The 23,248-nt window shown below is 68.3% G+C and carries 22 protein-coding genes and 1 other RNA gene; 13 read left to right on the forward strand and 10 right to left on the reverse strand.

Translation table 11 applies throughout. From position 1 onward, the window contains the following. Window positions 1–136 precede the first annotated feature (136 nt). Window positions 137–805: a c-type cytochrome gene (locus tag ACORJG_RS01065; RefSeq protein ID WP_427790864.1), complete on the reverse strand. Its 669-nt coding sequence runs from the start codon at window positions 803–805 to the stop codon at window positions 137–139. Window positions 806–953: 148 nt separating this feature from the next. Here ACORJG_RS01065 and ACORJG_RS01070 point away from each other — a divergent pair, with 148 nt between their 5' ends. Next, window positions 954–1,676, forward strand: coding sequence for a 3-deoxy-manno-octulosonate cytidylyltransferase (locus ACORJG_RS01070; RefSeq protein WP_427790866.1), 723 nt, complete (start codon window positions 954–956; stop codon window positions 1,674–1,676). On the opposite strand, the gene ACORJG_RS01075 is transcribed toward ACORJG_RS01070, so the two are convergent. The 3 genes from ACORJG_RS01075 to ffs all read right to left on the reverse strand — a co-directional run bounded on the left by ACORJG_RS01075 (window position 1,677) and on the right by ffs (window position 4,289). Continuing rightward, entirely contained in the window at window positions 1,677–3,542 is a 1,866-nt protein-coding gene (locus tag ACORJG_RS01075; protein WP_427790868.1) for a DNA polymerase III subunit gamma/tau, read from the reverse strand. 57 nt (window positions 3,543–3,599) lie between these two features. Next, a complete protein-coding gene (locus ACORJG_RS01080; RefSeq protein ID WP_427790870.1) occupies window positions 3,600–3,989 on the reverse strand; it encodes a DUF3597 domain-containing protein in 390 nt (129 codons plus the stop codon). A 206-nt stretch (window positions 3,990–4,195) separates the two neighbouring features. After that, an RNA gene (gene ffs, locus ACORJG_RS01085) (signal recognition particle sRNA small type) lies at window positions 4,196–4,289 on the reverse strand. Window positions 4,290–4,360: 71 nt separating this feature from the next. Here ffs and nudC point away from each other — a divergent pair. After that, window positions 4,361–5,284, forward strand: coding sequence for an NAD(+) diphosphatase (gene nudC, locus ACORJG_RS01090; protein ID WP_427790872.1), 924 nt, complete (start codon window positions 4,361–4,363; stop codon window positions 5,282–5,284). Window positions 5,285–5,315: 31 nt separating this feature from the next. On the opposite strand, the gene ACORJG_RS01095 is transcribed toward nudC, so the two are convergent. Next, complete coding sequence (locus ACORJG_RS01095; RefSeq protein ID WP_427792932.1) at window positions 5,316–5,900, reverse strand: malonic semialdehyde reductase; 585 nt, start codon at window positions 5,898–5,900, stop codon at window positions 5,316–5,318. Window positions 5,901–6,103: 203 nt separating this feature from the next. Here ACORJG_RS01095 and ACORJG_RS01100 point away from each other — a divergent pair, with 203 nt between their 5' ends. Next, window positions 6,104–6,433 (forward strand): YbaB/EbfC family nucleoid-associated protein, encoded by a 330-nt coding sequence (locus ACORJG_RS01100; RefSeq protein WP_024355094.1) that lies wholly within the window; start codon window positions 6,104–6,106, stop codon window positions 6,431–6,433. Beyond that, window positions 6,433–7,050, forward strand: coding sequence for a recombination mediator RecR (gene recR / locus ACORJG_RS01105; protein ID WP_427790874.1), 618 nt, complete (start codon window positions 6,433–6,435; stop codon window positions 7,048–7,050). Before ACORJG_RS01100 ends, recR begins: the two co-directional genes overlap by 1 nt. Window positions 7,051–7,066: 16 nt before the next feature. On the opposite strand, the gene ACORJG_RS01110 is transcribed toward recR, so the two are convergent. Further along, a complete protein-coding gene (locus tag ACORJG_RS01110; protein WP_427790876.1) occupies window positions 7,067–8,323 on the reverse strand; it encodes a YihY/virulence factor BrkB family protein in 1,257 nt (418 codons plus the stop codon). An 81-nt stretch (window positions 8,324–8,404) separates the two neighbouring features. Between ACORJG_RS01110 and prmC the strand changes: the two genes are divergently transcribed. The 7 genes from prmC (at window position 8,405) to ACORJG_RS01145 (ending at window position 16,402) form a co-directional block, all read left to right on the forward strand. Continuing rightward, entirely contained in the window at window positions 8,405–9,313 is a 909-nt protein-coding gene (gene prmC, locus ACORJG_RS01115; RefSeq protein WP_427790878.1) for a peptide chain release factor N(5)-glutamine methyltransferase, read from the forward strand. Window positions 9,314–9,602: 289 nt separating this feature from the next. Beyond that, complete coding sequence (locus tag ACORJG_RS01120) at window positions 9,603–10,541, forward strand: DUF4167 domain-containing protein (RefSeq protein ID WP_427790880.1); 939 nt, start codon at window positions 9,603–9,605, stop codon at window positions 10,539–10,541. An 80-nt stretch (window positions 10,542–10,621) separates the two neighbouring features. Continuing rightward, complete coding sequence (locus ACORJG_RS01125; protein ID WP_427790882.1) at window positions 10,622–11,992, forward strand: hybrid sensor histidine kinase/response regulator; 1,371 nt, start codon at window positions 10,622–10,624, stop codon at window positions 11,990–11,992. A gap of 102 nt (window positions 11,993–12,094) precedes the next feature. Then, window positions 12,095–12,844 carry a DUF4893 domain-containing protein gene (locus ACORJG_RS01130; protein WP_427790884.1) on the forward strand — a complete coding sequence of 250 codons (750 nt, stop codon included), beginning with the start codon at window positions 12,095–12,097 and terminating at the stop codon, window positions 12,842–12,844. Window positions 12,845–12,915: 71 nt separating this feature from the next. Continuing rightward, complete coding sequence (locus tag ACORJG_RS01135) at window positions 12,916–13,320, forward strand: hypothetical protein (protein ID WP_427790886.1); 405 nt, start codon at window positions 12,916–12,918, stop codon at window positions 13,318–13,320. Between the two features lie 233 nt (window positions 13,321–13,553). Continuing rightward, the gene (gene cobT / locus ACORJG_RS01140) at window positions 13,554–15,437 is read left to right on the forward strand and encodes a cobaltochelatase subunit CobT (RefSeq protein WP_427790888.1); all 1,884 of its coding nucleotides are present in this window, start codon (window positions 13,554–13,556) and stop codon (window positions 15,435–15,437) included. After that, window positions 15,434–16,402: an esterase-like activity of phytase family protein gene (locus tag ACORJG_RS01145; protein ID WP_427790890.1), complete on the forward strand. Its 969-nt coding sequence runs from the start codon at window positions 15,434–15,436 to the stop codon at window positions 16,400–16,402. Before cobT ends, ACORJG_RS01145 begins: the two co-directional genes overlap by 4 nt. 35 nt (window positions 16,403–16,437) lie before the next feature. On the opposite strand, the gene ybaK is transcribed toward ACORJG_RS01145, so the two are convergent. From ybaK to ACORJG_RS01165, 4 genes are all read right to left on the reverse strand, one after another. Then, window positions 16,438–16,911: a Cys-tRNA(Pro) deacylase gene (gene ybaK, locus ACORJG_RS01150; protein WP_427790892.1), complete on the reverse strand. Its 474-nt coding sequence runs from the start codon at window positions 16,909–16,911 to the stop codon at window positions 16,438–16,440. Window positions 16,912–16,913: 2 nt separating this feature from the next. Continuing rightward, window positions 16,914–19,763: an ATP-dependent DNA helicase gene (locus tag ACORJG_RS01155; protein WP_427790893.1), complete on the reverse strand. Its 2,850-nt coding sequence runs from the start codon at window positions 19,761–19,763 to the stop codon at window positions 16,914–16,916. A 180-nt stretch (window positions 19,764–19,943) separates the two neighbouring features. Next, a complete protein-coding gene (locus ACORJG_RS01160) occupies window positions 19,944–20,117 on the reverse strand; it encodes a DUF1328 domain-containing protein (RefSeq protein WP_346532267.1) in 174 nt (57 codons plus the stop codon). Window positions 20,118–20,249: 132 nt separating this feature from the next. Next, the gene (locus ACORJG_RS01165; protein WP_427790895.1) at window positions 20,250–20,747 is read right to left on the reverse strand and encodes an Lrp/AsnC family transcriptional regulator; all 498 of its coding nucleotides are present in this window, start codon (window positions 20,745–20,747) and stop codon (window positions 20,250–20,252) included. A 148-nt stretch (window positions 20,748–20,895) separates the two neighbouring features. Here ACORJG_RS01165 and ACORJG_RS01170 point away from each other — a divergent pair, with 148 nt between their 5' ends. Then, window positions 20,896–22,125 carry a 3-methyl-2-oxobutanoate dehydrogenase (2-methylpropanoyl-transferring) subunit alpha gene (locus ACORJG_RS01170; protein ID WP_427790897.1) on the forward strand — a complete coding sequence of 410 codons (1,230 nt, stop codon included), beginning with the start codon at window positions 20,896–20,898 and terminating at the stop codon, window positions 22,123–22,125. 3 nt (window positions 22,126–22,128) lie between these two features. Then, the gene (locus ACORJG_RS01175) at window positions 22,129–23,247 is read left to right on the forward strand and encodes an alpha-ketoacid dehydrogenase subunit beta (RefSeq protein WP_427790899.1); all 1,119 of its coding nucleotides are present in this window, start codon (window positions 22,129–22,131) and stop codon (window positions 23,245–23,247) included. Window position 23,248 lies beyond the last annotated feature (1 nt).

Consider the following 23,248-nt stretch of genomic DNA (forward strand, 5'->3'; position numbering starts at 1 on the left):
CGCAAGGTCGCGCCGGCTTCATCGCGTAACCTCTCCGCCACGTCGTGGCGCGCTTCCAGATACGAAGCTTCAGAACGAAGAAAGGCGACCCGAAGGCCGCCTTTCCGTCATCTGTCTTTTCAGGCTGTCGCCGTCGTCAGGCGGCGGCTGCGGCCTCGGCCGGCGCTTCGGCGGCGGGGGCATCGGCAGCTTCGGCGCCTTCAGCAGCCGGGGCTTCGGCATCGCCTTCAGCCGTGGCAGCGCCCGGCTGGCGGGCGGGATCCGGCGCTGGGATGGCGTAGCCGCCCGAGCCTTGCGAACGCAGCCAGGCGATCAGGTTGATGCGGGTCTTCTCATCGCGGATGCCGGCGAAGGACATCTTGGTGCCCGGCACATAGCGGCCCGGCGCGTTGATGAAGTGATCCAGTTCGTCATAGGTCCAGTTCGGCGCTTCGGCCTTGTGTTTGCCCATGGCGTCCGAATAGGCGAAGCCTGCACGGTGCATGGCCGGGCCGCCGACCACGGCGAACAGGTTCGGACCGATGCCGTCAGGCCCGCCCGAGTTAATCGTGTGGCAGGCCTGGCAGCGCGCAAAGGCGGATTCGCCGGCGGCCAGATCAGCAGTCGGCAGAACGGTGCCCCAATCGATCGGCAGGACTTCTTCAGCCGCGGAGGCCGATTCGTCAGGCGCGTCGACGAAGTAGCCCATCTTCTCGGGTTGCTTGGTCTGATAGACAAAGCCCGAAACCTGCTGGACCACCAGGATCGCAAAGGCGGTGCCCAGGCACGCGCCCATAATCTTGTTCCACTTCAGATCGCCGCTCATACCGCGTCGTCGCATCCCGTCTCTAGATGAGCCCCCCGTCCGCAAAGCGGCGCTCAGGCGTATTCTTGCGTGGGCGTCTCTTACACGCTAGCGCGACCTTCGCAACCTGCCCGGACGTTTCCGGGCGATTTCAAGGCGACTGGCGATCATGAAGCCCCTGATAATGATACCCGCTCGCATGGCCGCGACCCGTTTGCCCGGGAAACCGCTGGCCGAAATCGGCGGAAAGCCGATGATCGTGCGCGCCTGGGAACAGGCTTCCCTGTCCGGTTTCCGCGTCGCGGTGGCGGCTGGAGACGCTGAAATTGTCGATGCGATTCAGGCGGCAGGCGGGGAGGCGGTGCTGACCGATCCTGACCTGCCCAGCGGCTCGGACCGCATCCTGGCGGCGGCGCAGGCGGTCGATCCGGCGGGAGAGCATGAGCTGATCATCAACATTCAGGGCGACATGCCCTTCGCCTCTCCGGATCTGGCCAAGGCGTGCGCCGGGCTGTTGGCGCGCGAATCAGCCTGCGACATCGCCACCCTGGTCGCGGCCGAGGCCGATGTGTCCGACCGGACCAATCCCGATGTGGTCAAGGCGGTGCTGGCCCTGCCGGAAGGCGAGATGAGCGGCCGCGCTCTCTATTTCACCCGCTCGACCCTTTATGGCGACGGCCCTGTGTGGCGCCACGTCGGCGTCTACGGCTATCGTCGCGCGGCGCTGGAGCGTTTCTGCGCCGCCCCGCAATCGCCGCTGGAAAAGCGCGAAAAGCTGGAGCAGCTGCGCGCCCTTGAGACGGGTCTGCAGATCTGGGCCTCGGTGATCAACGAGGCGCCCCTGTCAGTGGACAATCCGGCTGATCTGGAGGCGGCGCGGGCGCTGGTCTGATCAGTCGTCGTCGCCCGCCTCGCTGTCGTCGGGGATGGCGGGCATTTCGACAGCCGGGGCCAGGGTGACGATTTCCCTGATTTCGGCGCCGGGGAAGGCCTGCATGATCGACACCACGAAGGGGTCCGCCTCGACCGCCGCGCGGCGGGCGGCGCGGGCCTTCTTCTCGACCTCGATCAGGGTCTCGCCGCCGCCCTGGCCATTGGCGGCGATCAGCCAGGTGCGGCCGGTCCACTCCTTGAGCCGCCCGGCCAGACGCCGCGCCAGATCGTGGGGCGAGCCCTCGGCCGGTTCATAGGTGATGGCGCCCGGACGGAAGCTGACGACGCGGACGTAGCGCTCCACGTCCATCTGCAGGGTGATCTCGCGCTTCTCGCCGATCAGGGCGACCACAGCCTCGAAGCTCTGTGGATCGGGCAGGGCGGGCGCCGCCATCGGCCGCGCCGCCAGCATGGCCGAGGCGCCGCCGCCTCCACCCCCTGAGCCGCCTCCGCCAGGACCGCCCGCGCCGCCGCCGGGGACGCCGCCCGACTGGATCGCCTTCAGCGCCTCTTCAGGGCCGGGCAGGTCGGCGGCGTAGGCCAGCCGAACGATGGCCATCTCCACCGCATCGGCCGGATTGGGGGCGCGCCGCACCTCGTCCAGCGCCTTCAGCAGCATCTGCCACGTCCGCGACAGGGTTCCGGCCGAAATGGCTGCGCCCAGCGCCGCCAGATTCTGCGCCTGATCGCCGGGCAGGCGGGTGGCGTTCGGTCCCAGCATCTTGGCGACCGAGGCCGCGTGGCAGTGCTCCAGCAGGTCGTTGGCCACCTGCACCGGATCGGCGCCGTAGCCATATAGGGTGCGGAAGGTCGTCAGCGCCTCGGCCGTCTTGCCCGCCATCGTCTGCTCGAACAGGGCGATGGTCTGGGTGCGGTCGGCCAGACCCAGCATGTCGCGCACCGTGGCCGTCTCGACCACCGCGCCACGCTCGGCCTGAACCAGCGCCTGATCCAGCAGCGACAGGCCGTCACGTACGGACCCTTCGGCCGCGCGCGAGATCAGGGCCAACGCCTCTTGCTCGATCTTCATGCCTTCGCGCTCGGCGACGCGGCCCAGATGGTCGACCAGAATCTCCGGCTCGACCCGGCGCAGGTCAAAGCGCTGGCACCGGCTCAGGATCGTCACCGGCACCTTGCGGATCTCGGTGGTGGCGAAGATGAATTTGGCGTGGGGCGGCGGCTCCTCCAGCGTCTTCAGCAGGGCGTTGAACGCCTGCGTCGACAGCATGTGGACCTCGTCCAGCACATAGACCTTATAGCGGGCCTCGACCGGCGCGTAGCGGACGCTTTCCAGGATGTCGCGGATGTCGTTGACGCCGGTGTGCGAGGCGGCGTCCATCTCCATCACGTCCATGTGCTGGCCCGCCATGATGGCGGCGTCGTGCCGCCCTGTGGGGGTCAGGGCCAGGGACGGCTTGTCGATCGTGTCGGTTTCGTTGTTGAGCGCACGGGCCAGCAGGCGCGCCGTCGTCGTCTTGCCGACGCCCCGCACCCCGGTCAGCATGAAGGCGTGGGCGATCCGTCCGGTGGCGAAGGCGTTGGTCAGGGTGCGGACCATCGCCTCCTGCCCGATCAGGTCCTCGAACGCGCGCGGCCGGTATTTGCGAGCCAGGACGGTGTAGGCCTCGCCCTCGGCGGGCGGCGCTTCGAACGCCTTGGGAGCGGGCGCAGGCGCGGGTTCCGCCTTCGCTTCAGGTGCAGGTTCGGCCGCAGCGACAGGCGCAGGCGCGCCGAACATGTCGTCGGTGTTGGGGTCGCGCTCCTCGACTTCGGGCGCGTCTTCCTCCCACGGAGGACCATCGAGACTGTGATCGGCGTCGCTCATGGCCCTGTCTTAGCGCGAAGGGGGGCTGTCGCGCACCCCCTCGCGCCGCAGAGAGGTTCAGAGATCGGTGGGCAGTTGGCCGCCGTTGTCGCGGATCTTCTGGATCACCTGCTTGTGAAGCCAGATATTCATGCTGGCGCTGTCCGACTTGTCGCCGGTGTAGCCCAGTTCGTCGGCCAGCTCCTTGCGCTCGGCCAGCGAGGATTCCATGCCGACCAGCTTCATCAGGTCGACGATGGAGGTGCGCCAGTTCAGCTTCTGCGCGCGCTGCTCGTTCATGAAGTCGAGGATGCCGGCGACATCGACCTCGGGCGCGGGCTGGGGCGCGACGGCGGCGGCTGTGGGCGCAGGCGCCAGAGTCGGAGCCGCCGCCTCGGGCGCGGGGGCCGCGGGCGTCGCCTCCTTCTTCCTGAAGACGCCGCCGAGAATTTTGCCGAGAATGCTCATTCGCCTGCTCCTGAAAGGGATGAAGCCCTTTCAGCGAATGAGGCGCGGCTCGGTTCCGTGAAGCTTGCACGACGGAGATGCAGGAGGAGAGCGCGCTCAAGCAGCGAGGCTCCGCGAGCCGAGCGATAGCGCGCAAATAAAAGCGCATAAACGCGCTCAAGCAGTCGATCACCGCGTGATCGACTATAGCGCACTAAAAAATCAGGAAAGGTGGAGACCGCGACCCGAAGGGGAATTCGTTGTGGCTGCTGCCTTCCGGCCCTGACCAGGTTGGCGAAGCCTTCGCCCGCGATCTCCGAGAGGGGATATGAAGGCGGATGGCGCGGGAATCAAGCCCTCCCCTGCGCGCGTTCTCAAGGCTATGAAGCGTCATGCCCTATCGCAACGCCTTTTCCGGCAATCCGCTCGACCGCTCCGGCGACCTTCGCAACGACGCCGCATGGCTGGCCGAGCAGGAAGCCAATCCCGAAGCCCTGGCCATGATCCTGTGGGAGGGTCGCCCGCTGATCGAAACCCATGAGGGGGCCGAGCGGCTGGTCTGGCTTTCGCTGGGACATGCGCGCGATCTGGCGCGCGACCGCGACGTCTTTCTGGGTCTGTGGAAGGGCGCGCCGGTCTTCGCCGCCGAGTTCGAGGGCTCCATCGACCCGACCAGCGGACCGGCCGGAGGTCTGGGTCGTTTCGTCGAGATGCGCGAGGCGGCGGTCGTCCTGCCCGAGGCCGACGCCGGGATCGCCGCTACGGCCAAGAGCCTGTTCGACTGGCGCCGCCGTCACGGTTTCTGCGCCGCCTGCGGCAAGGCGACGGATCAGGCGTCCGGCGGTTGGAAGCGCGTCTGCCCCGCCTGCGGGACCGAGCATTTCCCGCGCGTCGACCCGGTGGTCATCATGCTGCCGGTCTATAAGGGCGGCGCCGAACCGGTCTGCCTGCTGGGCCGTCAGGCCGCCTGGCCCGAAGGCCGGATGTCGGCGCTGGCTGGTTTCATGGAGCCGGGCGAGGCGATCGAAGAGGCCTGCGCCCGCGAGGTGATGGAGGAAGCGGGGCTGACGGTGTCGGATGTCGCCTATCACTCCAGCCAGCCGTGGCCCTTCCCCGCCCAGCTGATGATCGGCCTGATCGCCGAGGTCACCGCCAACGAAGCCGCCCCCGACCAGACCGAGCTTGAGGCCGTCGCCTGGCTGACACGCAGCGAAGCGCGCGCCGTGCTGGACGAAACCCACCCGACCATCCACGCCCCGCCGCCCTACGCCATCGCGCGGCGGCTGCTCGAGACCTGGGCGCGGGGCGAGGACTAGGCCCTCGGGGCAATCCCGAGGGCTGACCAGCTTACAGGATCTGGGCCGCTTCCTCGAAGTCGAGGCGGGGCGAGCGGGGGAACAGGTTCTCGTCCGTGCCGTAGCCCAGGTTTATGATGAAGTTCGGCTCGACATGGCTGTCGGGGAAGAACTCGGCCTTCACCCCTGCGGCGTCGAAGCCCGACATCGGACCCACGTCCAGACCCAGGGCGCGCGCGGCGATGGTCAGATAGCCGCCCTGCAGCGAGGCGTTGCGGAAGGCGGCCTCGCGGCGGCCCGCCTCTTCCGGGAACCAGTCGCGGGCGCCCGGCGCGTGCGGGAACAGCTTGGGCAGGGTCTCGTGGAAGTCGATGTCCTGGGCGATGATCAGGTTGACCGGCGCGGCCAGGGTCTTGGCGCGGTTGCCTTCGGCCATGTGCGTCGACAGCCGGGCCTTGGCCTCGGGCGAGGTGACGAAGACGAACCGCGCCGGGGTCATGTTGACCGCCGTCGGGCCGAACTTGGTCAGATCATACAGCTTGCGGATCAGGTCTTCGGACACGGGCCGGTCGCTCCAGCCGTTGCGCGTGCGCGCCTCGGTGAATAATTGGGCCAGCACCGGATCGGAGACCGGCATGTCGCGGGCGGGAAGGGTGTCGAAAGCCATCAGGGCTTCTCCAGAAACTGATTAGTAACTTCAAGTGTGGCTAATTAGGTTTGCGTTGCGGCGCCGTCAAGAGGTTCCGCCACTTTTCTTGTGACGATTTTGCGCGGGCCGGTAGGCAGAGCTTTCTTCGCCGGGGTCTGGAGCCGGGCGGCGCTTCGCCCTATCTAGGGGCTATGAAAGACCTCAACGCCCTGATGCAACAGGCCCAGGCGATGCAGCAGAAACTGCAGGACGCCCAGGCGAAAATGGCCGAATCCACCGCCGAGGGCACCTCGGGCGGCGGCCTTGTGACCATCGCCCTGAAAGGCCCCGGCGAGATCACCTCGGTGAAGATCGACGACAGCCTGATGGCCCCCGGCGAGGGCGAGATCCTGGCCGACCTGATCGTCGCCGCCCACGCCGACGCCAAGCGCAAGCTGGACGAGGTCAACAACGCCCTGATGCGCGAGGCCGCCGGGCCGATGGCCGGGATGAACATCCCCGGAATGCCGAAACTCTTCTGATGGCCGCCTCCGCCGGGCCGGAAATCGAACGGCTCATCAGCCTGCTGGCCAAGCTGCCGGGCATGGGCCCGCGCTCGGCCCGGCGCGCGGCTCTGGCCCTGTTGAAACGGCGCGAGCAACTGCTGGTCCCGCTGGCGGCTTCGTTGGCCGAGACGGCGGACAAGGTCGTCAACTGCTCGGTCTGCGGCTCGCCCGATACGCGCGATCCCTGCTCCGTCTGTTCGGACCAGGTGCGTGACAACACCCTGATCTGCGTGGTCGAAGAGGCGGGCGCCCTGTGGGCTATGGAACGTTCCGGCGCTTTTCGCGGCAAGTATCACGTGCTGGGCGGCCTGCTGTCGGCGCTGGATGGCGTCGGCCCTGAACAACTTCGCATCGCTGAACTGATCGGCCGGGTCAAAGGCGGCGAGATGGGGGGCGGAGAGGCGAGGGAGGTCGTCCTGGCCCTGCCTGCCACCGTCGACGGCCAGACGACCGCCCACTATCTGGCCGAGCGCCTGTCGGCGGCGGGGGTGCAGGTCACCTCGCTGGCGCGCGGCGTGCCCGTCGGCGGCGAGCTGGACTGGCTGGACGACGGCACCATCATTCAGGCCCTGCGCGCGCGCCGCCCGGCCTGAGGGGCGTTTCGAGCCCTTAACGGCCTGAACGCCGCCCCATCACGCGGTCGCCCAGCGCTCCGGCGTATTTCATCGTGACGGCCAGGGCGGCGGGATTGCCGCGCCGGGCGCCGACCGAATCGGCCATGACGGCGCCGCGTTGGCCGATCGGCAGCGGGGCGCCGACGGTGGTGTCCAGCGCGGTCTGATGCTCGATCTCGGCGTTCAGTCGGGCGCCCATCAGAATCACCTGCAGCGAAATCCACGTCCACAGCAGGAAGCCCATCGCCGCCGCCAGCGGACCATAGGAATCGGTGCGCACGAAGGTGGTCAGAAACCAGCTGAACAGGAAGGAGATCAGCAGGCTGACGCTGGCCGCGAACACCGCCCCCGGCGTCAGCCAGCGCCAGCGCGCCCGCGCCCGGCTCGGGCCCAGCCGATAGATCAGGGCCAGTGCGCCGACATAGCCGAAGAACAACAGGGGCCAGCGCAGCGGCGCCAGATGCGCCCACTCGTCCTGCAGACCGAACACCGCCAGCACCACGGGCACGCCGACGACCAGCGCCGAACTCAGCAGAACGGCCAGCAAGGCGGATATGGTGAAGCCCATGCAGACCAGATTGTAGACGACGATATTGCGCCGCTCGACCTCATGATAGGCCAGGTTCAGCCCGTAGAAGAGGGTCTTGATCCCCCCATTGGCCGCCCACAGGGACAGCAGCAGCGTCCAGACCAGGGTGAAGGTCAACTGGCCGGTGGAATTGCCCGCCAGCCGCGTCATCTCGGTTCCAAGGAACTGAGCCACGTTGGACGGCAGCACCTCATAGAGGAAGCTGAGTTGCCCCCAGGCGTCGGCCGGATCGGCGAACAGGCCGTAGATGGTGACGAAGGCACCCAGCGTCGGAAACAGCGCCAGCAGCAGGAAGAAGGTCACGCCCCCCGCGATGAAGCCGACGCGATCGCGAAAATAGCCCATTCCGGTGCGCCACAGGATATCGACCCATCCCTTGTGCGGGATATCCAGCGGGTGACGCGCCAGACGGCCGCGGCCGGGTTCCTGGGCGTCATAGTCCTCGGGCGCAGGGTCGGCCGGGGCCGGAATCCTGCGTCTCAGGTCCAGGCCGAGGCGATGCCCCTGAGTATAGAGCAGGTGCGCCGCCGTCGCGCCGGTCGCCAGCCCGCCCGCCGCGGCGGCCAGATAGCTGAACAGGCCGCGCCGGGCGCCGTCTGGCGCGGCCGACGGCTTGCGGCGAGTGGACAAGCGCCCTTGGGCGCGGCGCTGTTTTGGCGTCATGATCCCCATTCGCCCCTCAACGGCTCCGCTGTCAGGCCGTTCCGTCTTGAAATCATGCTTTACAGACCCCAATCACCCGGAATGTCCGATCAAAACACTCAACCGACCCTGCTGACCGCCTGGAAAGGCGCCCAGGCGCGCCTGAAGGCCGCCGGGATCGACAGCCCCTCCATCGACGCCCGCCTGATGCTGGAGGCGGCGACCGGCGCGGGCCGTGTCGACATCCTGAACGATCCCTACCGCGCGCTCACGCCTGAGCAAACCCTGGCGCTGGACGCCATGGTGGATCGTCGCCTGCGCCGCGAGCCGGTGTCGCGCATTCTGGGTCGCAAAGGCTTCTGGAAGATCATGCTGAACGTCACTCCTGACGTCCTCAGCCCGCGCCCGGACACCGAGACGGTTGTGGACGTCATCGTCCGCGCCTTCCCGCCCTATGCGGCGTTCGACATGGCGGACCTGGGCACGGGGTCGGGCGCCATCCTGCTGGCGGCGCTGGCCGAGCGGCGCGGGGCGCGCGGCGTGGGCACCGACATCTCGACCGAGGCCATCGCCGTGGCGCGCGAGAACGCGGCCAATCTGGACCTGAACAATCGCTGCACCTTCATGCGTACCGACTGGGCGGCGGGCTTCGCCGACGACAGCTTCGATCTGGTGGTGTCCAATCCGCCCTATATCCCGACCGCAGACATCGCCGGTCTGGACCCCGAGGTGCGCGAGCATGATCCGCACCTGGCGCTGGACGGCGGCCCGGACGGGCTGCAGCCCTATCGCGACCTGGCGCCCGAGATCGCCCGCATCCTGCGTCCCGGCGGCGTCTTCGCCGTCGAAATCGGCTGGGATCAGGGCGCGGCGGTCAAGGCCCTGTTCGAGGCGGCGGGCTTCGCCGACGTCAAGGTGGTCAAGGATCTGGCGGATCGCGACCGCGTCGTCACCAACGGTCCGGACCCGCGCGTCGGCCCGATCCCTGAAGTCGAAGGCCCGGTTCAGTAAGGCGCGACGATAAAAACCCTTGGAAAGCATCTCTTCGCGCGCTAAGTCCGTGTTGTTCCCATCCAAACGCATCCTTTTCGGGCCGGTTTGCTCGCTTAAGCGCGTCTGGGCCAGTGACGGTCGCGCCCCTCAGACGGACGCGGCGGACCACGGGGAACGCACGGTTTTTCCGAACAGCTCGCACCGGGGATAGGCCCCGACCGAACGGAACGACGAACAGGGTCCCGCCCGTCTTCTTTGACGGCGGCCCGCACCAGCACGGTAAGCTCCGATGAGAGATTTCAAGGGCATGAAGCGTCAACGCGGACGCAACCGTAAGCCCGGCGGCGGCAATAACGCCAACGCGACCAATCCGAACCGTTCGTGGGACTCGCAAGGTCCTGAGAACATCAAGGTCCGGGGCAACGCCCAGACCGTCTATGAACGCTATATGCAGCTGGCGCGCGACGCCGCGGCCGCAGGCGACCGCGTTCTGGCCGAGAACTACACCCAGCACGCAGAGCACTATTTCCGCGTCCTGCGCGCGCTCCAGCCGCAGCGCTCGGTCAGCGAGATCGCCCAGCGCGAACTGGCCGGGCAGGGCTTCGACATCGACTTTGAAGACGAGTCGGGCGCACAGGCCGCCGCCATCATCGCCGCCCAGCAGGCCGAGGAACGCCGTCTTGAGGACGACGCCCGCCGTCAGGCCGAACGCGCCGAACGCGAAGCCAACCGCGACCGTGAGCCACGTGAACCCCGCGAGCCGCGTGAACCCCGCGAACCTCGTGAAAACGCAGAGGGCGACAGCCGCGAAGGCTCGCGCCGCGAATCCCGCCGCGAACGTTGGGAGCGCCGCCGCGAGGAACGCAACCGCCGCTTCGAGAACGGCGAATCGGACGCCCATTCTGATGAGGACGCCGGGCTTCACGATGAGGCTGCTGCGGGGGATCACCCCGCCGACGTCGCTCCTGAGAGTGTGGCCGATGAGCGCCCGGATGAAGCGCCTGTCGCTGTCGAGACGGCTGATGTCGACGCCCCGGTCGCCAAGGCCCCGCGCGCGCCGCGTCGCCCCCGCGCCGTCAAGGATGAGGGCGCCAGGGATGCGGTCGCCAGTGAAGATGCAGCCGCCCTGCCGGGCTTCCTGACACGGCCGACAGCCATCGATGACGGCGCCGCCGACGAAGAGGCCGCCGCGCCGCGCGTCCGTCGCACCCGTCGCAAGGCAGACGCGCCGGTCGACGACGAATAGGCTGCATTACACAACCCGTGCGGGTTTGTTCACTTTAATACAACCATTCATGCGTCACTCTCGCTTCGACGGGAGGACGCATGATGCAATTCGTTCTACTGGCGATCGCCCTGGGTCTGGCCAGCGGCATCGCAGGGCTGAGGCTGACGCTCGGGGTCCATCGGCGCATCCTTGCGATGCAACGGCTGCATGATGGTCAGGCGACCGCCGCCCGGCGCCGTATCGGCGAGCTGGAAGAAGCGCTGGCCGATTGCGAGGCTCGCCTGATGCGCAGCCAGGCGCTTGAGGCCGCCGGTCGTCGCACCCACGCCGCTCTTTTGAGCGCCGTCAGCCGCGAAATGCGCGGCCCGCTTGAAACGGTCATGGGCTATGCTGACCTGCTGCGGATCAATGCGGTTCATGAGCCGCTCACCCATCGTCAGGAACAGGCCGCCGAACAGATCAGTCACGGCGCCGCGCGTCTGCACACCCTGATCGAGGGGATGACGACCTTCGCCGGGGCGTCCGGCCCTGCCTCCCTGACGCGTGAGCGGCTGGACCCATTGTTGATCGCCCGGCGCATCTGCCAGTCGCGCGCCGATCAGGCTGCGGGATCGGGGGTGACCCTGTGTCCGTCGCCGCACCAGTCGGGCCTGACGGTCCGTGCGGACGCCCATGCGCTGGATCAGGTGCTGTCCGCCCTGATCGACAACGCGGTGCGGCACAGCGGACCGGGCGACACCGTCCGCATCGAAGGACGTCGTGTGGCGGACGCCGTCTGGATCACCGTGCGCGACATGGGGCCGGGCCTGTCGGCAGAGCGGATGCAGACCCTGTTCGATCCTTTCGCACGGCGTGACCGGGCCGTGTCGGTCACAGACGGAGCCGGCGTCGGTCTGGCCGCTGCACGGCGTCTGGTCACGGCGATGGGGGGCGAGCTTGTGGTGGAGAGCCGTGAGGGCGAAGGCGCCGCCTTCACCCTGCGTCTGCCTGCGCTGACACGTGTCGAACCGGAGCGAACGGATATCGCCGCCCTGCCGCTGCCTCGCCCGCCCGAGGCGGTCCTGCTCTATATCGCCGATGATCCGGCTGCGGTGGCCCTGATGCGTCATCTGCTGCATGGACTGGGCCAGACGCGGCTCCATGTCGCGTCCAGCGGTCAGGACGGCGCCGCCATGGCCCGCGATCTTCGGCCGGACGCCATTATTCTGGATCTGGACCTTCAGGGCGGTCAGGGCCTGGCGGCCATGGCCCTGCTGGAAGCCGAGACCTCGGCGCGTGACCTGCCGGTCATGGCCCTGTCGGCGGCGATCGAGCCGGGCGAGCTGACCGCTGCCCGGACGGCGGGCTTCGCTGAATATCTGACCAAGCCGGTGCGGCTGTCTGATCTGGCGGCCGGGCTGTCGCGCCTGCTCGCTCTTCCGTCGGGGCCAGCGGCGATGCAGACACAGGAATCGGCGGCCCGCGCCTGACGCGGCGGTCATCGTAACGACACGCGGGGTTGACGCGCGGTCTGATGGCGGCTTCCTAGGGGAAACGGGGCCGTCGACCCCCCGTCGCGTGAGAAGACCGATATGCCGCGTATGCCGAACCGATCCTTCCGGCCCGCCCGCCAGCCCCGTTTCCTCAAGGCCAGGTCCGTCGCCCTTGTCGGCCTGGCCCTGGCGTCGGCCTCTCTGGCCGCGTGCGCCACGACGCCGCCCCCCCCTCCGCCGCCCCCGCCCCCGCCGTCGATGGCGGTTCCGGCCGCTCCCGCTGCGCCGGTCGGCGTCGTGCTGGACGACTGGCGCGGGGTCATCACCGCTGCTGACCGCGACCGCTATCAGCGGCGCGCCGCCGCCTGGAGCCTGGCGCTGGAACAGGCCCGACGCCAGCCGGGCTCAGGTGATCTGGCGGGGCTCGGCGCCCTGATCGATCCGGACGCCGCCCGTGCCGACGTGTCGCCTGCGCCCGGGGCCTATCGCTGCCGAACCGTCAAACTGGGATCTCAGGGGGACGAAGGGGGGCTGGGCTATGTGGTCTATGGCTGGTTCGCCTGCCGCATCGAACAGACTTCGCGCGGGCTGAAACTGGTCAAGCAGACCGGCTCCCAGCGCCCGGCGGGCCTGCTCTTCCCCGAGAATGATCGCGAGATGATCTTCCTCGGCTCCATGGCTCTGGCGTCCGAGCCGTCGGCGCGCAGCTATGGCCAGCGCCCCGAACGCGACATGGTCGGCGTGCTGGAACGGATCGGCGACCGGCGCTGGCGTCTGGTCATCCCCTGGCCTGTGGCGGAATCCAATCTGGACCTGCTGGAACTGGTCCCGGCGTCGGCGGCGCGCTGATCGCCGCTTGACCGGGCGGGGGGCGCACCGCCACCCTGTGCGTCTCTCTTTGCCTTCTCGTGGAGCTCGCCATGCGCGGCGTCGGCCTGACCCTTGGATCCATCGTCGCCATCGCCGTCGTCCTGGCGGCCGTGCTGATCGGCTTCCCGACCTACAACGTCTATTCCAAGCAGATGGCCGGGCGCGCCGCCTATGAGGAGGCGGTGCAGAATCGCCGCATCCGCGTGCTGGAGGCTCAGGCCGCCCTGGACTCGGCCAAGCTGACCGCTGCCGCCGAGATCGAACGCGCCAAGGGCGCCAATGAAGCCAACCGTATCATGTCCGAGGCGCTGGGCGGCCCCGAGGCTTATCTGCGCTGGTCCTACATCAATATGCTGCAGGAGACGGCGGGCAAGGACGGCCGCCAGACCATCTACATCCCCACCGAAGCCGGAATGCCCATCCTGGAAGCAGGCCAACGCTCGCCTGCGCGCTAGGATCGGCGCACAATCAGGCATGGCGTGATTTCGAGGTTCTGATTCAAGGCTTCTGGAAGGAGGCCTTGAATGGGGAGGTTTACTGGCTGGACGACGGGGGTCTGGTCGAAGATCGAGCCTGGTCTGCCGCTGTATGGAGGCAGCAGGGGATTCAACATCTGCGCCGTGTGGATTCGCGAACCTAGGGCGCTTCGCCCTCTTCCCCCCGGCGCGGCATGGGCTATGTGTGACCCATGGCCGCTACAGATACACCCGTAGAGACATTCAAACGCGCCCTGTCGCACGCCGCGCGGGCGCTGGCCGAACAGGCCGAGCTGGAGGTGCGCTTTGGTTCGGATGGTCCGCGCCTGTCGAACGGCGTCCTGTCCCTGCCGCATCCGCCGCGCGATCCTGCGGCGCCGGAAAGCGCGACCCTGCGCGGTCAGGCGGACCGGCTGGCGCTGCGTCTGGCCAACCACGACCCGGCGCTGGATGCGCGGCTGCGTCCAGTCGACATGAATGCCGCCGAGGTGTTCGACGCCGTCGAGCAGGCGCGTGTCGAGGCTGTCGGCGCGCGTGAACTGGCCGGGGTGCGGCGCAATCTCGAATCCGCCCTCATCACCCGGCTGGAGAAATCAGGCGCCCTGCGCGCCGAGGCGGCCCAGGTGCCGGTGGCCGAGGCGGCGGCCCTGTTGCTGCGCGAGCGGATGACGGGCGAGCCCGCCCCCGACGGCGCCAGGACCATGCTGGACCGGGTCCGTGCGGAGCTGGAGGTGAAGGCGGGCGAGGCGCTGGATGCGCTGGCGGCGTCAGGCGACGATCAGGCGGCCTTCGGAGCGCGGATGAAGGATCTGCTGCGCGCGCTGGATCTGGACCCCGGCGACGCCGACGGCGGCGATTCCCCGGAAGAAGAAGGCGAAGACGACGCCGACAAGCCCGATCAGGATCAGGCTGAGCCGGAAGAGCAGGAAGAGCAGGACGGCGGCGAGGGCGGCGACTCGCTCGACGGTTCGGCCGACGATCAGTCCGCCGATCAGGACCGCGACGCCCGCCCCGACGGCACGCCCGGCGAGACGGACGGCGAAGGCAGCGAAGACGCGCCTGAACTGAGCGAAGGCGATCGCCCCAACCATAAGCAGACCCAGGATGATGGCCGGGTGGTAGAGTTCTACCGCGCCTTCACCACAGCCTATGACGAGGTCATCGAAGCCGCCGAACTGTGCGACCCGATGGAGCTGGACCGGCTGCGCGCCCTGCTGGACGCCCAGCTGTCGACGCTGGGCAGCGTGGTTTCGCGCCTGGCCAACAAGCTGCAGCGGCGCCTGCTGGCCCAGCAGAACCGCAGCTGGATGTTCGACCTTGAGGAAGGGATGCTGGACACGGCGCGCCTGACCCGCGTCATCACCGACCCGACCAGCCCCCTGTCGTTCAAGATGGAGAGCGAAAGCCCGTTCCGCGACACGGTCGTGACCCTGCTGATCGACAACTCCGGCTCGATGCGCGGGCGGCCGATCATGGTGGCGGCGGTCTGCGCCGACATTCTGGCGCGGACGCTGGAGCGATGCGGCGTCAAGGTCGAGATCCTGGGCTTCACCACCCGCGCCTGGAAGGGCGGCCAGTCGCGCGAGGCGTGGATCAGCGCCGGCAAGCCCGCCAACCCCGGCCGTCTGAACGACCTGCGCCACATCATCTATAAAGGCGCCGACGCGCCGTGGCGCCGGGCCAAGAAGAACCTGGGCCTGATGATGCGCGAAGGCCTGCTGAAGGAAAACATCGACGGCGAGGCGCTGGAATGGGCGCACGACCGCCTGCTGGCCCGGCCCGAGGCGCGACAGATTCTGATGGTCATCTCGGACGGTTCGCCGGTCGATGATTCCACCCAGTCGGCCAACGCGGCCCTCTATCTGGACAAGCATCTGCGTCAGGTGATCGAGAAGATCGAGACGCGCAGCCCGGTCGAACTGCTGGCCATCGGCATCGGCCACGACGTGACCCGCTGGTATCGCCGCGCCCTGACCATCGTTAATGTGGAGCAGTTGGCGGGCGCCATGACCGAGAAGCTGGCCGAACTGTTCGAGGCTGAACCGAAGTCCGTCGGCAGCAAGGGCGGGCGGGCGACGCAAAAGCGCGCGGCGTGAACCGCCGTCTCTATGTCGCGGCCCTAATCTCGCTTGTTCTGGCGGCCTGCGCCGGGGCGGCGGTTTCGTCTCATCCCTGGACGCCCGAGGCGACGGCCGACGGCTGGACGCCTGCGGGCGGCTCTACCCGGCAGGTCGGGCTGGGCCTGCCGGGCGGCGCCCGACTGGCGAAGGGGGTGCGTTACGCGGGCGGGGTGCAGTTGATCGCGGCCCCGGTTTCCAGCCTGCATGGACTGTCCGATCTGAAGCTGACGGGCGACGGCGGCTTCATCGCGGTGTCGGATTACGGCGACCTGGTGCGCGGTCAGTTGGAGCTGGATGCAGACGGAAAGCTGACCGGACTGCTTGATCTGCAGGTGCGACGGCTGACGCTGAGCGACGGCGAACCGATCGCCGACAAGCGCATGGGCGACGCCGAGGGGCTGGCCCTGATCGAGAGCGGCGAGGTTCTGGTCAGCTTTGAGCGCGAACATCGCATCTGGAGTTACGGCCCGCTGGACGCCCTGAGCGCCCGGCCGGAGCCACGGCCGCATCCGGCGGCTGACTTCCCGTTGAACGAAGGCATGGAGGCGCTGGCGATCGCGCCCGACGGCTGGCGTGTCGGCGGCGAGGGCGGCGGCGTGTGGGACTGTTCGCCAAAGGGCTGTCGCACTGTGGTCGGGCCGACGCCGCCCGCTGACGGATGGCGGTTGACGGGATTGGATCGCGATCCCGGAGGTGAAGGCTGGTTCGCGGTGCAGCGTCTGTGGCGCCCGCCCTTCGACCTTCGTGCGCGTGTGCGCCGGATGGATGCGGACGGCGCGCTGGGGCCGGTGCTGGTTGAGCTGAAACTGCCGGGGCTGACCGATAATTTCGAGGGGATCGCCGCCGAGCCGCGCGGTGAGGGCGTCCGCCTCTATATCCTGTCCGACGACAACGCCAATCCGGTGCAGAAGACATTGATGCTGGCCTTTGACGTCCGCTGATCCTTCTGATGTTGAGAAGGAGGGCGAGGTCGGGTCTACGCCGTCACATCCGCCCATGTCGCCGCGCAGGCCCGCGCGGCCTCATCCGGCGCCAGTTCCAGCAACAGGCCGCGCTGGCCGCCGTTGATCAGCACCCGGTCGAACAGGATCGCCGTCTCGTCGATGAAGGTCGGGACGGCTTTCCGCTGGCCGAAGGGGCTGACGCCGCCGACCTTGAAGCCGGTCAGGCGCTCGGCGTCGGTGGGCTTCATCATCTGGGCCGATTTGCCCCCGGCGGCGGCGGCCAGCTTCTTCATGCTGACCTCGCAGTCGGACGGCAGGATGACGCAGACCGGCTTGGCGTCCACCAGCGTCATCAGCGTCTTGAACAGCTGTTCGGGGGCGACCCCCAGCGCCTCGGCCGCCTGCAACCCCACGCGCGCTGCATCGGGATCATAGTCATAGGGACGCAGTTCAAAGGCGACGCCGGCCTTGGTCAGGGCGACGGTGGCGGGGGTGGTTCTGGACATGGTCAGTCGGTCTGCTCCGACAGGAAGCCCTTGGTCAACTCCACCGTCTCGGCCAGACCCAGACGCAGCACCTCCGTCCCCGGCGGCAGGGCGGCGAACAGGCGGGTGGGGCAGGCGGCGTCCAGCATGACGAAGACGCCCTGGTCGTCGGCCCGACGGATCAGGCGGCCGAACGCCTGAGCAATCCGCCCTCGCGCCAGAGCGTCGTCCCACGAGCGCCCGCCCGAGCCCGTGCCGAACCGCTCGCGCCGCGCCTTGTGCAGCAGGTCCGGTCGCGGCCACGGCACGCGGTCGAAAGCCAGAACGCGCAAGCTGCGCCCCGGCACGTCCACGCCGTCCCTGACGGCATCGGTGCCCAGCAGACAGCTGTCGCGCTCGGCCCGGAAGACGTCGACCAGCGCCCCGACCTCCAGCGGATCGACGTGCTGGGCGTAGAGCGGCAGGCCCGCCCGCGCCAGTTCCGGCCCCAGCCGCTCATAGACCGCCTTCAGCCGCCGGATGGCGGTGAACAGTCCCAGCCCCCCGCCGCCCGCCGCCAGAAACAGTTCGCGCATGGCCGCCGCGATCTGGCGCGGGTCGTCCTTGACCAGATCATTGACGACGATGACCCGGCTGTTGGTCGCATAGTCGAAGGGGCTGTCGACCTTCAGCGTCCGCGCCGGTTCAATCAGGCGTGCGGCGCCGGTGCGCAGACGGGCGAGATCAAACGGGTCTTCGGCCGCCGGGTCGGTCAGGGTGGCGCTGGTCACCAGCACCCCGTGCGAGGGCATGACCACAGCGGCCTCCAGCGGCACGGTCGGGTCGATCCAGTGACGACGCAGGGCCACGTCGTGGATGCGGCCGAAGGCGGCCTCGGCCGACAGCCAGTCCACGTAATCCGGATCGGGTTCGTCGCCGCCTTCCTCCAGCGCCGCCAGCATGGAGCGCCAGCCGGGCAGGGTCATGCGCGCGCGCCGGTCCAGCCCGCGCAGCGAGCCCTCGATACGGGCGCGGGCGGCGCCGTCCAACTCGGCCGCCTCCTCGTCCAGGATGTCTTCGAGATGGCGCGACAGGGCCAGTAGCGGCGCCTCGACGGCGGCGATGGCGCGGGCGGCTTCGCGCGCGGCCTCCAGCACCGGCTCGGTGACAGGGCGCAGGGCGCACTCCAGCCCGAACTCGCCGCCGCCGGTCTCGGCCGCGCGGGCCCGCAGCTGCTCCAGCGCCGCGACCAGAAACCGCTCGATCGGCCCGATGGGGTTCACCTCGCCCGACGCCGGGGCGATACGGCCCGACACCCCCTCGCCGGGCAGTTGGGCGGCGGCCTGCAGCGCGTCCTTCAGCGCCTTGGAGGCGGCTTCGTTATCGGCGGTCAGATCGCCCAGCCGTTGCTCCAGCCCGCGTCCGCGACGGCCGCGCCCCTCGGGCCCGCGGATCCAGCGGCGCAGCTCGGCCGCCTCCTGCCCCGACAAACAGGCGGAGAAGGCGCTGTCGGCGGCGTCGAACAGATGGTGGCCCTCGTCGAAGACGATGCGCTTCAACGCCGCCGTCTCGCCGTCCTGCTTCAGGCCGCGTGCGGTGCGGGCGCCGTCGAAGGCGGCCTGGGTCATCACCAGCGCATGATTGGCCACCACCAGATCGGCCCGGCGGCTGGCGCGGATGGTCTTTTCCACGAAGCACAGGCGATAGTGGGGACAGGCGGCGTGGACGCACTCGCCGCGCCGGTCGACCAGATTGGCCGGTCCCGCCTGATGCATGGGCGCGGTCGCATAGAGGCCGGGCAGCCAGCCGGGATAGTCGCCTCCGGTCATGTCGCCGTCGCGGGTATGGGCGGCCCAGCGCGCGGCCAGCGCCATGCCGATCAGGTCGCCGTTCCCCAGCTGCGCCGCCTGCACCATGTCCTGAAGGTTCAGCAGGCACAGGTAGTTTTCACGCCCCTTGCGCACCACGGTCTTGCGGCGGCGCTCGGCCTCGTCGGGCCACAGGGCGCGACTCTCGCGGTCGATCTGGCGTTGCAGGGCGCGGGTGTAGGTCGAGATCCACGCCGCCCCGGCGTTGCGTTCAGCCCACAGGCTGGCGGGCGCCAGATAGCCCAGGGTCTTGCCGGTGCCGGTCCCCGCCTCGGCCAGCAGGACGCGCGGGCGGCCCTCTTCATTGCGGGGCGAGAAGGCGTATGCGGCCTCGGCCGCATAGTCGGACTGGGCTGGCCGCGTTTCGTCCAGACCCGAGGCCTGAAGCAGCTTGTCCAGACGGATGCGGGCGCTCTCGGAATCGACAGGGGCGGACCCGGCCTCGCCGCGCGGCGCCTCGTCCTCCCATTCCTGAAGCCGCGCCCAGACGTCGAGGCCCGAGCCGCGCTGCTGGCGGTCCCGCAACGGCCCGGCGCGCAGGGCCTGAAGCACCCGCGACGCCCAGCCCCAGCCCGCCCGCTCCAGCGTCAGGGCCAGCGTATAGGCCTCCTCCCGCCCCGGATAGGCGGGCGCGGCCAGTTCGGCCAGCAGGTCGGCGGCGGCGGCGCGCAGGGCGGCGGCCTGGGCCTCGGCGCCCCTCGGCTCCTCGCGTCCAAGAGCCAGCGCCAGTCCGGTGGCCGAGGGGGCGCAGAACCGGGCCGGGCGCACGAAGGCGAACAGCTCCAGCGCGTCCAGCATCTCGGCCGAACGCGGCGGCGGCGCCAGACCCAGCCGCCGCGCCGTCAGCCCGGCGTGGGCGACGATGACGTCGCCGCCGGTGAACAGGCCCTCGGCGGCGCCGCGTCCGATCTTTCGCGCGCCCTGATCGTCGCAGACGGCCCCGGCCCCCGGCGGCGTGGCCAGCGCGGGCGGCAGGTCGAACGTCAGGGTCGACGCGGTGCTGATCTCGGCGGATTCGACAGTCACCGGCGTTAGATAGCGTCGAAGGTGACGAAACGGAACGGGAACATGGGCGCAACGGGCGTTGCACCGGCCTTACAGGGGGATCCGGGCCGGTTCCGGACAAGACTTCGGCGGGACTGTTCCCAGCCCCGCCGCGATCCTCGCGCAGGCGAGGCAGGCTTCACGTCCCGTCGTTTGAGCGCCTCAGGTGACCTTCTTGGCCACGGTCACGCCCAGCACCAGGAAGATCACGAAAACGATCAGCGCCAGGATGGCCAGGAATTTGGCGATGCCCGCCGCTGCTCCCGCGATCCCGCCGAACCCCAGCAGGCCAGCCACAATGGCGATGACGGCGAAGATGAGCGCCCATTTCAGCATGTCGGAACCTCCATTTTTCTATGCATGGCCAACGACCCGCACGAAACACTGGTTCCTCGAATTCGAAAGGGCGGCGATCCCCATCACGTGACCGCCGCCTCCTGGGCGCCGCCTTTTGCGCGCTCCGTCCTGTTATGCGCCCTGACTGACGTGCGGGGTGATGATGCCCAGCGGCAGGGTCGTTACATTCTTCACGCCGCGCGTGACAATATGGCTTTCGCAGTTGGAGACGATGCCCAGCGTCAGCAGCTTGTCGCGCAGGAACTGATCGAAGGCGTGCATGTCGGTGGTGATGATGCGCAGGACATAATCCTCGCGGCCGGTTATGGTGGCGCACTGCACCACTTCGGGCCAGCCTTCGACGGCTTCTTCGAAGATCTGCAGGTTGTCGCGGGTCGGCAGGCTCAGCTTGACGATGGCGTAGACTTCAAAGTCCAGACCCAGAAGCGCTGCGTCCAAAAGAGTGACGCGCTTGCGTATCAGGCCGCTATCCTCCAGTCTCTTGATCCGTCGCCAGCATGGCGATGCGGAAAGTCCGACGCGATCGGCGACCTCGGCGACGGACAGGCCCGCGTCCTGTTGCAGAATGTCGAGGATGCGCGCGTCGATGGGATCGAGGTCGTCGGCCAAAGGCTTTCTCCAAAATAGCTTTACACGCAATAAAATACCCCAAAATGGCATTTGGCAAGGGTATTTTTAGGAGAGCCAACAATCATACGCCATGCTATGCCCTCATCCATAAGGAAACGCGGCCGGTTCAACCGGACGGGAGGCATTGATGAAGAATACCCCGACGCTGTCGCTGCGCGTGCCGGAACCTTCGGGTCGGCCGGGCGACACGCCTGATTTCAGCCATCTGAAACTGGACGCTCCCGGTGCGGTCGACCGTCCGGAAGTCAGCGCGGCGCCTGCCGAAATGCGCGATCACGCCTTCCGCCTGATCCGCGTGCTGGACGATGAAGGCCGGGCCGTAGGTCCGTGGGATCCCAAGCTGGACCCCGAGACCCTGCGTCGCGGCCTGAAGGCCATGATCCTGACGCGCGCCTTCGACGACCGGATGCACCGCGCCCACCGTCAGGGCAAGACCAGCTTCTATATGAAGTGCACCGGCGAAGAGGCCATCGCGGTCGCCCAGGGCATGATCCTGAGCCGTGAGGACATGGGCTTCCCCACCTATCGCCAGCAGGGCCTTCTGATCGCGCGCGACTATCCGCTCGCGACCATGATGAACCAGATCTATTCGAACGCCGAAGACCCCATCAAGGGCCGCCAGCTGCCGATCATGTATTCGGCCAAGGACTACGGCTTCTTCACCATCTCGGGCAATCTGGGCACCCAGTATGTTCAGGCCGTGGGCTGGGGCATGGCCTCAGCCATCCGCGGCGACGACAAGATCGCCATCACCTGGATCGGCGACGGCTCGACGGCCGAGAGCGACTTCCACTCGGCCCTGACCTTCGCCGCCGTCTATCGCGCGCCGGTCATCCTGAACATCGTCAACAACCAGTGGGCCATCAGCTCGTTCCAGGGCATCGCCGGCGGGCTTGAGACCACCTTCGCGTCCAAGGGCATCGGCTACGGCCTGCCCGCCCTGCGCGTCGACGGCAACGACTTCCTGGCCGTCTGGGCCGCGACCCAGTGGGCCGAAGAGCGCGCCCGCACCAATCAGGGCGCGACGATCATCGAACTGTTCACCTATCGCGGCGCCCCGCACTCGACCTCGGACGACCCCAGCCGCTACCGCCCCGGCGACGAACACGAGAAGTGGCCGCTGGGCGATCCCATCGCCCGCCTGAAGCAGCACCTGATCATGCTCGGCGAATGGTCGGACGCACAGCAGGAAGAGGCCGAGAAGGAAGCGGTCGAAAAGGTCCGCGCCGCGGCCAAGGAATCCGAGGCTGTCGGCACGCTGGGCCAGTCGCGCCCCAGCGTGAAGACCATGTTCGAGGAGGTCTATGCGACCGAGGACTGGCGTCTGGTCGAACAGCGCCGCGAAGTAGGAGTCTGAGTAATGGCCGAGATCAACGACAAGATTGAAGCCGACATGGTCGACCAGAAGGACGCCCCGGCGTCGGTCGCCCCGGACGCTCCCGCCATTGCGCCGATGAACATGATCCAGGCCCTGAACTCGGCCCTGGACGTCAAGATGGCCGAAGACCCGACCGTCGTCTCCTATGGCGAGGACGCGGGCTATTTCGGCGGCGTCTTCCGCGTCACCGACCACCTGCAGAAGAAGCACGGCCTGAACCGCAGCTTCGACGCCCCGATCTCGGAAACCGGCATCGTCGGCACCGCCATCGGCATGGCCGCCTATGGCCTGCGCCCGGTCGTCGAAATCCAGTTCGCCGACTACATCTATCCGGCCTACGACCAGATCGTCTCCGAAGCGGCCAAGATGCGCTATCGCTCGGGCGGTCAGTTCACCTCCTCGATGGTGATCCGCAGCCCCTACGGCGGCGGCATCTTCGGCGGCCAGACGCACAGCCAGTCGCCGGAAAGCCTGTTCACCCACATCGCCGGTCTGAAGGTGGTGATCCCGTCCAACCCCTATGACGCCAAGGGCCTGTTGCTGGCGGCGATCGAGGACGACGATCCGGTCATCTTCTTCGAGCCCAAGCGCCTGTACAACGGCCCCTTCGACGGCTGGCACGAAAAGCCGGTCAGCCCGTGGAAGGCGCAGGAACTGGCCCAGGTTCCGACCGGCAAATACGTCGAGCCGATCGGCAAGGCCCGCGTGATGAAGGAAGGCTCCGACGTCACCATCCTGGCCTATGGCACCATGGTCTGGGTCGCGCTGGCGGGCGCTGAACATGCGGGCGTGGACGCCGAGGTCATCGACCTGCGGACGCTCGTGCCGCTGGACATCGAAGCCATCGAGGCCTCGGTCAAGAAGACCGGCCGCTGCGTCATCGTGCATGAGGCGCCGAAAACTTCGGGCTTCGGCGGCGAACTGAGCGCGCTGGTTCAGGAGCGCTGCTTCTATCACCTGGAGGCGCCGGTGGCGCGCGTGACCGGCTGGGACACGCCCTATCCGCACGCCTTTGAATGGGAATATTTCCCCGGACCGCAGCGGGTCGCCGACGCGCTGAAAGCCGTCATGACCGGCCAAACATCAGGGATGGGTCGCTAAG

Source organism: Brevundimonas diminuta (genome assembly GCF_050310045.1).
In the GTDB taxonomy this organism is placed as follows: domain Bacteria; phylum Pseudomonadota; class Alphaproteobacteria; order Caulobacterales; family Caulobacteraceae; genus Brevundimonas; species Brevundimonas diminuta_F.